Origin of the sequence: Pseudomaricurvus sp., assembly GCF_965662505.1 — a bacterium.
Classification (GTDB): Bacteria; Pseudomonadota; Gammaproteobacteria; order Pseudomonadales; family Cellvibrionaceae; genus Pseudomaricurvus.
This window is the reverse complement of the sequence record NZ_CBFIHX010000012.1, coordinates 38385-48031: the sequence shown is the minus strand read 5'-3', so window position 1 is coordinate 48031 and position 9647 is coordinate 38385. Positions and strand designations below refer to the sequence as shown.

At 53.1% G+C, this 9647-nt stretch carries 10 protein-coding genes; 4 read left to right on the top strand and 6 right to left on the bottom strand.

Annotation, left to right across the window (positions count from 1 at the left end; translation table 11 throughout):
• The coding region (locus ACTG33_RS03100) for an NAD(P)/FAD-dependent oxidoreductase (protein WP_439133718.1) at window positions 1-1129 on the bottom strand (1129 nt) is incomplete at its 3' end.
• Between the two features lie 222 nt (window positions 1130-1351).
• On the opposite strand from ACTG33_RS03100, the gene ACTG33_RS03095 reads away from it, so the two are divergent.
• Both ACTG33_RS03095 and hppD read left to right on the top strand, forming a co-directional pair.
• The gene (locus tag ACTG33_RS03095) at window positions 1352-2383 is read left to right on the top strand and encodes a helix-turn-helix domain-containing protein (RefSeq protein WP_439133717.1); all 1032 of its coding nucleotides are present in this window, start codon (window positions 1352-1354) and stop codon (window positions 2381-2383) included.
• Between the two features lie 284 nt (window positions 2384-2667).
• A complete protein-coding gene (hppD, locus tag ACTG33_RS03090) occupies window positions 2668-3738 on the top strand; it encodes a 4-hydroxyphenylpyruvate dioxygenase (protein WP_439133716.1) in 1071 nt (356 codons plus the stop codon).
• Here hppD and cobB read toward each other — a convergent pair.
• From cobB to trhP, 4 genes are read right to left on the bottom strand one after another with little or no spacing between them, the layout of a single operon-like run.
• A complete protein-coding gene (gene cobB, locus ACTG33_RS03085; RefSeq protein WP_439133715.1) occupies window positions 3728-4459 on the bottom strand; it encodes a Sir2 family NAD+-dependent deacetylase in 732 nt (243 codons plus the stop codon). The genes hppD and cobB overlap by 11 nt on opposite strands.
• Entirely contained in the window at window positions 4449-5039 is a 591-nt protein-coding gene (locus tag ACTG33_RS03080; RefSeq protein WP_439133714.1) for a substrate-binding periplasmic protein, read from the bottom strand. The genes cobB and ACTG33_RS03080 overlap by 11 nt, the downstream gene beginning before the upstream one ends.
• 36 nt (window positions 5040-5075) lie before the next feature.
• Window positions 5076-5300: a hypothetical protein gene (locus ACTG33_RS03075; RefSeq protein ID WP_439133713.1), complete on the bottom strand. Its 225-nt coding sequence runs from the start codon at window positions 5298-5300 to the stop codon at window positions 5076-5078.
• A 45-nt stretch (window positions 5301-5345) separates the two neighbouring features.
• Window positions 5346-6713, bottom strand: coding sequence for a prephenate-dependent tRNA uridine(34) hydroxylase TrhP (trhP, locus tag ACTG33_RS03070; RefSeq protein WP_439133712.1), 1368 nt, complete (start codon window positions 6711-6713; stop codon window positions 5346-5348).
• A gap of 160 nt (window positions 6714-6873) precedes the next feature.
• On the opposite strand from trhP, the gene ACTG33_RS03065 reads away from it, so the two are divergent.
• On the top strand, window positions 6874-7980 hold the full coding sequence (locus ACTG33_RS03065; RefSeq protein ID WP_439133711.1) for a GGDEF domain-containing protein: 1107 nt from the start codon (window positions 6874-6876) through the stop codon (window positions 7978-7980).
• Between the two features lie 42 nt (window positions 7981-8022).
• On the opposite strand, the gene ACTG33_RS03060 is transcribed toward ACTG33_RS03065, so the two are convergent.
• Window positions 8023-8949, bottom strand: a complete 927-nt coding sequence (locus ACTG33_RS03060; protein ID WP_439133710.1) for a glutaminyl-peptide cyclotransferase — start codon at window positions 8947-8949, stop codon at window positions 8023-8025.
• Here ACTG33_RS03060 and ACTG33_RS03055 point away from each other — a divergent pair.
• On the top strand, window positions 8948-9589 hold the full coding sequence (locus ACTG33_RS03055) for a DUF502 domain-containing protein (RefSeq protein ID WP_439133709.1): 642 nt from the start codon (window positions 8948-8950) through the stop codon (window positions 9587-9589). The two genes, ACTG33_RS03060 and ACTG33_RS03055, sit on opposite strands and share 2 nt — an antisense overlap.
• The last annotated feature ends 58 nt before the right edge of the window (window positions 9590-9647 follow it).

Sequence of the window (9647 nt, the reverse complement as noted above, 5' to 3'; positions counted from 1 at the left end):
ACTCCTGTGGACGGTTTACACAGTCGGCGGAGATCAGTTTGCCTTCTTTCAGATAGAAGGCTACAAAGCTGCGGGTGTTGTCTTTATCACCGCGGATGACCACTTGATCGTAGCCTTGGCTCAAGCCGGCAATTTGCAGTTTCAGATCGTACTGGTCGGACCAGAACCACGGCAGTGAGTGATAGGCCACGTCCTTGCCGCAAATGCTGGCTGCAGCAGATTTCGCCTGATCGGTGGCGTTAGGGACAGATTCCAAACGCAGACGCTCGCCGTACAGGGCATTGGGGTGATTGGCACAATCACCGGCCGCCACGATGTCTGGATCATTGGTGCGGGCGTATTCGTCCACCACAATCCCGTTTTCGACGGTGAGGCCTGCGGCTTCGGCCAGCTCGACGTTAGGAACAATACCCACGCCGATGACCACCAGATCCGCTGGCAGGCTGGTGCCATCGCCACAGGTCACTTCGGTCACGCGACCATCACTGCCTTCGAAGCCGGAGACGGCGATGCCGGTTTTGATGATCACGCCTTCATCGCTGTGGACACGGGTGTAAAATTCGGACAGGGCGGGAGCGGTTACGCGAGCCAGAACGCGCGGTGCCATTTCCAGTACGGTCACGTTCATACCCATCTTTTTCAGGGAGGCGGCGGTTTCAAGACCGATATAACCACCACCCACAATCACGGCGTTTTTGCCTTCAGTAATTTCCTGCTGGATAGACTCGGTGTCTTTCATGTCGCGCAGGTAATGAATGCCGTCCAGATCGACGCCAGGCAGGGATACAGTGCGCACGCGGGAGCCGGTGCACATCGCCAGCTTGTCGTAGTTCAGCACTTCGCCGTTGGTCAGGGTCAGAGACTTGTGGGCGCGGTTGATGTTGGCCACACGAGTATTCAGCTTAAATTCGATGTCGTTCTTGTCGTAGAGCGCTTGGGCGCGAATCATCAGATCGTCAATTTTCTTCTCACCGGACAGTACGGCTTTTGACAGCGGTGGGCGATGGTAAGGCATGTAGGGCTCATCGCCGATGACCAGAATTTTACCGTCCCAGCCTTCTTGTCTCAGGGACGGGGCAAGTTGGGCGGCCGCGTGGCTGGCGCCAATAATAATGCAGGTTTTAGACATGATGATATCTCGTGATTCGATCGTTAATTCGTGACTGTTCAGGTTTTGTCAGGATCCTGTCAGAAGTTCCTGTCAGGGCTACTGAACATTCTTTGAGTGATTGGGGCTAAGATTACTCTTAGGTTTTGTACTTGTGGATAGCATTTAAGGCCAGATGAGTAGCATTATCGTCCTTTGTTGAGTATCATTTTCGGCCAAATAGTTATCGGTAGTATCGCTTATATGCGTAAGCCTCAGCAGCAGGAACAACAACAATTTGTCGACAAGCAGCTTTTGATATTGGATCAGGTGTTGCGGGAGGAGTGTGCCTATGTGGATCGTGAGGCGCTTGGGCACTGGTGTGGGTTAAGTGTTCCCTGGTGGGAACCGGGACATAACCTTAGTTTGGATGACTTCCTGCGTTTACTCCGCCAGCTGCATGACAATGAGGTGCCGAATATTGCCGTGCGTCTCGCCCGGCGCCGCAGTCTGGAAGATATGGGGGTGTTGGGGTATGCCCTGCTGGCGAGTCCGACCTTGCAACAAGGGCTGCAGTTGTCGGCGCATCTGGTAGAGAGTAACTTCCCGTTTTTGAAAGTCTCACTGGCCACCGACAACGAGCACGCGCTGGTGTCTTGTGACGTGATGGCCGGCGGTTCGGATTACTTTCAGTTGCTGCTGGAAGAGTGGATTTTCTCCCTGTGGGTCTATATTCAGGCGCTGTTGCCAGAAGGGCTGGCGGCCTGCGCCAGCTACGCCACGCTCAACTACCATGCACCGACGTATCACTGGCAGTACCAGCAGATTCTGGGGTGTCGGGTCGATTTTGATCAACCGAGAGCGGTGCTGGCGATCCCTAAACAATGGTTGTACATCGCGGTTAAAGGTCGCAGTGGACACACCCAGCAGCTCTACGACACGCAAGTAAAACGTTTGCTGAAAGAGCAGGAACACAGCGGCGATATCGTCAGCCGGGTGAAGCGTCTATTGCTGGAAAAGCCGGTGCAATGCGATTACCGGCTCGAAACCACCGCGCCATTTCTGTCACTGTCTGCCCGTACCCTGCGGCGTTATCTGGCGGAAGCGGGCACCAGCTTCCGCGCGGTCAGCCTGGAGGTAAGGATGGATCTGGCGAAGGACTATCTCCTCAATACACAACTCACCGCGCAAGAGATTGCCTATCAATTAGGCTACGCACAGCCCAATAACTTCTATCGAGCGTTTAAAAGCTTTTACCAGCTGCCGCCGGAGCAGTATCGGTTGCTGCACTCTTAACCTCCTCAAATCTACTAATCCGCTCGCCTTGAGCGCGTCGAAGGGCCTGTTGCGGTGGTTGGTATCCTTCGACAAGCTCAGGATGAACGGGCTGAGGCAGTATGTGCGGGAGACATGGTAAGGGTTATAAGAGATACGTTCGCCCTGAGCCTGTCGAAGGGCCTGTTGCGGTGGTTGGTATACTTCGACAAGCTCAGGATGATCGGAGTGGGGCAGGAAGACCTTCTTTACGCCCAACGACTGCTAAGCTTAAGGCAATAAAAGCCAGTTAAGCAGGTATTGTCATGGCTGATCTATTTGACAACCCCATGGGGTTGGATGGTTTTGAGTTTGTCGAATTCGCTGCCCCGAAGAAAGGGGTTCTGGAGCCAGTGTTTGAGACGCTGGGCTTTTCCCGATTGGCGACTCACCGTTCCAAGGATGCCGTGTTGTATCGACAGGGCGACATCAATTTTATTATCAATTACGAACCCCAAAGCGAAGCCCAGTATTTTGCTGAAGAGCATGGTCCATCGGCCTGCGGCATGGCGTTTCGGGTGAAAAATTCGCACAAGGCTTATCAGCGGGCTCTGGATCTGGGGGCTCAGCCGATCAATATCCCCACGGGTCCCATGGAGTTGCGCTTGCCTGCGATTAAAGGCATCGGTGGTGCGCCTCTGTATCTCATTGATCGCTATCAAGAAGACCTCTCCATTTACGACATTGATTTTGAATACATCGACGGTGTCGAGCGTCACCCCGAAGGTTGTGGTTTTAAGGTGATCGATCATCTGACCCACAATGTCTATCGCGGCCGGATGGAGTTTTGGGCGAAATTTTACGAGCGCATTTTCAACTTTCGTGAGATTCGCTATTTCGACATCAAGGGTGAATACACTGGATTGTTATCCAAAGCTATGACCGCACCGGATGGTCGCATCCGGATTCCTTTGAATGAAGAAGCGTCACAGGGAGGACAGATTGAAGAGTTTCTGATGGCGTATAACGGCGAGGGCATTCAACACATCGCCTTTTCCTGCGATAACCTTTATGAGGCCTGGGATAAGTTGAAAGCGCGAGGTGTGGTGTTTATGAAACCTCCACCAGAGACCTATTACGATATGCTGGAAGAGCGCTTGCCGGGTCACGGTGAAGCGGTGACGGAATTAAAACAGCGGGGGTTGTTACTGGATGGCAGTACCGAAGGTGGGCAGCCGAAGCTGTTGTTGCAGATCTTTTCCGACACGTTGGTCGGCCCGATGTTTTTTGAATTTATTCAGCGCAAACAGGATGAAGGCTTTGGCGAAGGCAATTTCAAAGCTCTGTTTGAATCCATTGAGCGGGATCAGGTGGCGCGCGGCGTAATTACAAAGTGAGGGATTGCAGATACTCCGGCACCACTTCACTGGCGGGGCCGTAGTGGGCCTCGTCAAAGAAAGAGCCGTGATTGGACGGTTCCAGATTCAGCTCTACCGTATGGGCACCGGCCTGCTTTGCCATCTGAAAAAAGCCCGCCGCCGGATAAACATTGCCCGAGGTGCCGATTGAGATAAACACATCGCACTGGCTCAGGGCCTGATCAATCTCATCCATATACAGCGGCATTTCTCCAAACCACACCACGTGAGGGCGCAGCTGGCCGGGCATCTGGCAGCAGGGGCAGGCGCGGTCGACATCGATAGCTTCCTGGCAGGGAAACAGTTGTTCCGTGGCTGAGCAGCGCACTTTTAACAGTTCACCGTGCATATGCAGCAAATTCCGGGAGCCCGCCTGCTCGTGCAGGTTGTCGATATTCTGAGTGATCAGGGTGAACTGGCCACTGGGTGTCTGCGCTTTGTGTGCTTTTTCAAATTCGGCCAATGCCAGATGTCCAGCGTTAGGCTGAATGCCATCCAGCAATTGCATGCGGCGTGCGTTGTAAAACCGCTGTACCAGTTCGGGATCCCGTACAAAAGCTTCTGGAGTGGCGACGTCTTCGACTCGATGTTCTTCCCATAAGCCGTCGGCAGCCCGAAAGGTACGAATGCCTGACTCGGCGGAGATGCCGGCACCGGTCAGAATGACGATGTTTTTGGGTACAGTAGCATCAGGGGCCATGTGAGCGAGCGTCCTTACCGGGAGCCTTGTCTGGTTCTACCCCGTTGTTAGATTCGTAGTAATAAGGCGGGGTGTAACCTTGAAGGTTGTCGTACCAGATTTTATCCAGTGAGCCATCATCGATCATGTTGTGGATCACCATTTTCAGCTTGGGAAGGTGGTTGCTCAGGGGCGATGCCTGACTGATGGCAAGCAGAGCGGTTTCGCTGAATTTATGAGTATAGGGAGCGGTCGTAATCTTGGGGAATTCCTGCTCGAGCTTTTCATGGCCAATGTTGAACCCGATATAGGCGTCAATTCTGCCGGCGCTTAGCATTTTGGGCAGTTGATCCTCTCGCAACACGACGGTTTTGTTAATGCGCTCATCGTTATCGAATTTTTCAAAATAGGAGTAGCCATTAACCACACCCACGTTAAGTTGATAGAAGTCTTCGTAGTTTTTCAGTCGGTCTTCTTCACCGCGTCGGACGTAGAAAGGAATGGTGTAGGGGATGGGCCAGATTTGCACGAAGTCCATATAATGGCTGCGCGACGGGGTTACCGCGATAAACAGCATGATATTGAGCCGGCCGCTTTTCATATACCGCAGGCAGCGCTGAAAGGGGCAAAGCAGGTGTTATTTTGACCACCCGAGTCTGCGACCAATTTCTTCAATCAGGTCGTACTTAAACCCCCCGACGATCTTGCCGTTCTCGACATTACTGAGCTTATCCAGACCGATGGCGCCATGTGTGAGCGTTATCGATTTCTCCGAGTTGGCTGTCGTCGCCCATGCCGGGGCACTGCCCAATATCAGCAGGATCAGAAAAAAATACGTTTGGACGATACCGGTTGGGCGCAATGTGACTATCCTTTTTTGCTACTGCGGTGCTGTTCGCTGTCTGGCTTAAAGGTAACGCATCAACATAGCGTAACCGCCGTCTTCAGGCAGTGCAATGTCCGCCGGCATAGGTATTTTTACTTGATGGCCCGAGCCAGGTGCTGCGTCGATAGACTGTCCTTTTTTGTTTTCCAACGCATCCAGCGTAAAGCGCAGATTGCCCTGTGGGGTAATCAGTTCCAGCTGGCTGCCCGTTTCAAAACGGTTTTTCACATCAATGGAAAGCCAGCCATTGTTCGCGTCGTAGGCGGTAGCTTCACCGACAAACTGTTGGTGGTTGCTGGGGTTACCTGCTTCGTAGTTCTGGTATTCGCTGGGCACGTGGCGGCGATAGAATCCCTCGGTGTAGCCGCGGTTGGCCAGGTGTTCCAGCTCTTTCATCAGGTTCATATCAAAGGGCTTGTTGGCCATGGCGTTGTCGATAGCCTGACGGTAAACCTGCGCCGTGCGGCCCGCATAGTAGTGGGATTTGGTGCGGCCTTCGATTTTCAGTGAGTGAATGCCCATTTTTACCAAACGGTCGACGTGTTGTACCGCGCGCAGGTCTTTGGAGTTCATGATGTAGGTGCCGTGCTCGTCTTCGTAGGCTGGCATGTACTCGCCGGGACGACTGCGCTCCTGCAACAGCATCGAAATTTCATCGTCCCCGGTGTTGGCGCCTGCGGCTTTAGGGTCGTAGACGCTGGCCTTGGGCCCGCTGTTACCTGTAAGGGAGCCAGAATCTACGGCAATCAGGTTGCCGGTCTCGTCTTCTTTGGCTTCATGGGTGTTGTATTCCCAGCGGCAGGAATTGGTGCAAGCCCCCTGGTTGGAATCGCGGTGGGTCATATACCCCGATAGCAGGCAGCGGCCAGAGTAGGCGATGCACAGGGCGCCGTGGACAAAGACTTCCAACTCCATTTCTGGACAGCGCTGACGGATCTCTTCGATTTCGTCCAGCGACAGTTCGCGGGACAGGATTACCCGCTCGACGCCCTGACGATGCCAGAATTGCACCGTGGCGTAGTTGACGGCGTTGGCCTGCACCGAGAGGTGAATCGGCATATCCGGCCATTTGTCCCGAACCAGCATGATCAAGCCTGGGTCGGACATGATCAGAGCGTCCGGGTGCATCTCGATGATCGGCTCCAGATCACGCAGGTAGGTGCGAATCTTGTCGTTGTGCGGTGACAGGTTGCTGGCGAGGTAGAACTGTTTGCCCTGTCCGTGAGCTTCTTTGACGGCTTCGGACAGCACTTCCAGACGATTAAACTCGTTGTTGCGCACTCGCAAGCTGTAGCGGGGCTGACCTGCATAGACGGCGTCGGCACCGTAGGCAAAGGCGTAGCGCATGTTTTTCAGCGTGCCGGCGGGAGAGAGGAGTTCAGTGGTCATGGGAAAATCTCGGCAAAGGGGTTTTACAGGAGCCCTAAAAGGTGACTGGCTGGTCACAAATTGTGACGGTCAATTAATAAAAGTTCTCAAACAGGGCGCAATTTTACCGGATGTCGGCCGATATTACAGGGTATCCGCAGATTGAATGGTCTAAAACCACGTGCCAAAGATTGATTTACAACACGAAAATTCAAAATTGAAGCAATCCGTCCAGTCACTGTTGGCCCGGATTGAGGAAAATCAGCGCATCGACCGGCATTTTCAGGGGTTCGAGTTTCAGCTGTTGGGGTGTTATCACCTGAAAGATGTGCTGGATATCCTGCTGGTGGATGCCATGAAGCATTTCAACCTGGATGATGTGGGGCTGGTTCTGGTGGATCGGGACTTCTCTCTGGAAGAGTTGATGACATCACTGGACATCGGTCGTTATGAAAACCGCCTGCAGTTACGTCACAGTGATGATTTTTCTCTGACGCTCTATCGGGGCGATTATCGGGTGACACTGGGTGAGCAGGATACTTTAACCGCCAGCCGTCTGTTTCCCAATCTCGACCAGTTGGGATCGGCGGCACTGTTACCGCTGGTGCGGCACAATCAGCTGCTGGGCAGTCTGCACTTTGCCAGTCGCTCTCATGAGCGCTTCTCACCGGACAAGGCGGTGGACTTTCTGCAGCACCTGGCGGGAATCAGTGCCGTGTGTCTGGATAATAGCCTGAGCAACGAGCATCTTAAGCGCCAGAGCTTGTATGACCGGTTGACCAAAGTCAGCAATCGCATGCATTTTGATCTGGAGTTTGGTAAAGAACTGGAGCGTTCGGAGCGTAACGGGCAGCCGCTCTGCTGTCTGTTTCTGGATCTCGATCACTTCAAGCAGGTGAACGATCAGTTTGGTCACCAGATGGGGGATATCTGTCTCAAGCAAGTGGCGGCGGCGATCCGGCAGGAATTGCGCAAAACCGACCTGCTGGCCCGTTACGGCGGTGAGGAGTTTGTGGTGTTGTTACACAGCTGCGAGCAGCGGGAAGGCTTGCAGATTGCCGAGCGAATTCGGGAAGTGGTGGATAAACTCAAAATCACAGGGCGCGGCGTGGTCAGGCCGACGGTCTCCATTGGGTTGGCGTGTTGGCATCCGGCGGGCAACCGCACTCACGATTTGTCACGGTTGGGTCAGCGTTTATTAAAATGCGCCGATGAAGCCATGTACGAGGCGAAGGAACAAGGGCGCAACCGGGTGGTCAGTAAGGTGTTTTGCCAGATTGTGGCTTAATCTGATCTGACTTTAACCTTGATGATTTGGCTCTGGATGATTTCACTCTAAAGGCTGTGGTGGGTTTTTCAGTTGAATCAAATAGCGTTTGTTCCAGCGCTTGCCGGTTACCCAAAAGCCCTGTTGTTGTTCATCCCAGGCAATACCGTTCAGAACACTGTCGCTGTCGAAGCTGCGATGCTGTCGGGTGAGTTCGCGCAGTTCGATTTTTCCCACCAGTTGTCCGCTGTCAGGATGGATGGCGGCGATATAGGATTCGTGCCAGACGTTGGCCCAAATCAGTCCGTAGGCAACGGTGAGGTCGTTCAGATACTCCACGGGTTGTTGGTTGTCTGTGACATTCAGTGTGCGGTTTATGGAGAAGTCTTCCGGGTCGCGAAACAAAAGCTGATCACCACCGTTACTCATCACCAGTTCTTGACCGAAGCTTGTCAGTCCCCAGCCTTCTCCCTGATAGGCCAGCGTGCTTTTCAGATTCAGACTGTTCGGATCCAATACCAACACTCGTTCGCTTTTCCAGGTCAGTAAAAACAGCTTACCGTTGAACACCGTGAGACTTTCGGCAAACAGATCATCGGGGAGTGGTTTATACTGGCCTTCGTTTTTATCTGGCTCAAGTCTATCGGAGACAGGTCTATCGGAGACCGGGGCATCGGAGACAGGTGTAGCGGAATCAGTTTCGCCGGAGGCGGGTCCATTAAAAACAGGGTAGCGGTGAACAACCGATTTGCCGTAGAGCCCACTGCTTTCTATCAGGTAGTGACCATCGACGACCAATCCCTGGGTAAAACTGCGCTGGGAATGGGGTAACGTTTTGATAATACTGTAGTCGTAATTTGCGGCATTATGAATTGAATGGCTGGTATCTGTGGATGCCTGCAAGGTGCACTTATTCAGGCTCAGCGCGACAAAGGCGAAGGCCACAGTGGGCAACAGTTTGCCATAGACACATTTCGGGAAGAATTGCATGAAACGGTTAAAATCTTTTATTGGATTAACGCTCTTGGGGGGCATTACGGTTGTTCTTCCCATCGCAATTCTGATGTTGTTGTTTCAGTGGTTGTTCGATCTTATCACCGATTTTATTCAACCCCTGAGCGATATGCTAACCAGTCGTGCTGATATTGCGGACATGTTGGCGGATTGTATGGTGATCCTGGTCGTGCTCGGGCTGTGTTTTACCGTTGGCCTACTGGTCAAAACCAGTGTGGGACGCTGGATTCATCACTGGATGGATATGGGGTTGGCAAAGTTTGCGCCTGGTTACAGCACGATTCGCGATATCGTGGTGCAGTTTGTCGGCGGCAGTGAAGAGCATTCATTGCTGAATGGGCAGGTGGCTTTGGTGAAGCTGTATGGTGATACCTGTGAGTTGCAGGTGACGGGTATTGTGACCTCAAAGTACGATGAGGGCTTCACGGTGTTTGTGCCTACGGCACCGGTGCCCACATCGGGGATGGTCTACCACGTGCCGGCTCAATACGTGACCTTGCTGCCTGATGTCAGCGTGGAGCAGGCGCTGCGCACGGTGATTGCCTGTGGGGCAGGGTCGCAGTCGTGTTTGTTGGAACAGGCGCAGATGACGTCGTCTAATCGATCTTCAGGCTAGTTTGTAATTCAGATTGGTTTGTAATCCAGACTGGTTTGTAATTCAGACTGATTCGTCA